General features: G+C 72.0%; 1 protein-coding gene. It reads left to right on the top strand.

Going from position 1 to position 1099, the window contains the following annotated elements; all coding sequences use genetic code 11:
• Window positions 1-44: 44 nt before the first annotated feature.
• The coding region (locus AC5RV2_RS18285; protein WP_494093506.1) for an MFS transporter at window positions 45-1099 on the top strand (1055 nt) is incomplete at its 3' end.

Genomic DNA, 1099 nt, shown 5'->3' with positions numbered 1-1099 from the left:
TGGCGGCACCGAGCCGGCGCGCGGGTCGGGCTACGCTGGTTGGCATGCCTGATTTCCGCCGCACGGCGCGCCCGTTCCGCCTGCCCGGCCTCCAGCGTCCGGGCAAGCCGGCGCCTACTCCGATTCCGCGCGACATCAAGGTGCTGGTTGCCGCTGCCTTCGTCATCGCCCTGGGGTACGGGCTGGTGGCTCCGGTCCTGCCGCAGTTCGCCGCCAGTTTCGACGTCGGCGTCGCGGCTGCCAGCATCATCGTCAGCGTGTTTGCCCTCGCCCGGCTGGTCTTCGCTCCGGCGGGCGGCGCCCTGGTGGGCCGCTGGGGTGAACGGAGGGTGTACCTGACCGGCCTGCTGATCGTGGCCGCTTCGACCGGCGCCTGCGCGCTGGCGCAGGACTACTGGCAGCTGCTGATTTTCCGCGGCTTGGGCGGCCTCGGCTCCACCATGTTTACGGTCTCGGCCATGGCGCTGATCCTGCGGCTGGCCCCGCCGGACGGCCGCGGCCGGGTTTCCAGCCTCTACGCCGGCACGTTCCTGATGGGCGGCATCCTCGGCCCGGTGGCCGGCGGCCTGCTGGCCGGCTTCGGCCTGCGCATGCCGTTCGTGGTCTATGCCATCGCGCTGCTCGTGGCGGCAGCCGTCGTCGCCGTCATGCTCAAGAAACCCGCAGCCCGGAGCGGCAACGACGCCCCGGCGCCCGAGGCGATGGATCTGCGCGAGGCGCTCTCGGACCCGGGGTACCGCGCCGCCGTCGTGTCCGCTTTCGCCAATGGCTGGGCCACCTTCGGGGTCCGAATGGCGCTGATTCCGCTCTTTGCCGCGGCCGTGTTGGGTGCGGGTCCGGAGACTGCCGGGCTGGCGTTGGCCGTCTTCGCCGTCGGCAACGCGCTGGCGCTGACCTTCTCCGGCCGTCTCTCGGACACCACCGGCCGCCGTCCCCTGGTGATTGCCGGGCTGACCGTGGCCGGGCTGGCGATCGCGGCCATCGGGTTCACCGAGTCCGTCCCGGTGTTCGTGCTGCTGAGCCAGTGGCAGTTTTCCACGTCGCAGAGCGAACCGCCCCCGCCCCCGGGCGAGACGGAAACCGTCAAGCCGCTGACCGA

It is taken from the genome of Arthrobacter sp. Y3225116 (assembly GCF_059091245.1).
The sequence above is the reverse complement of the archived record's forward strand: the minus strand, read 5'-3'. Positions and strand labels throughout refer to the sequence as shown.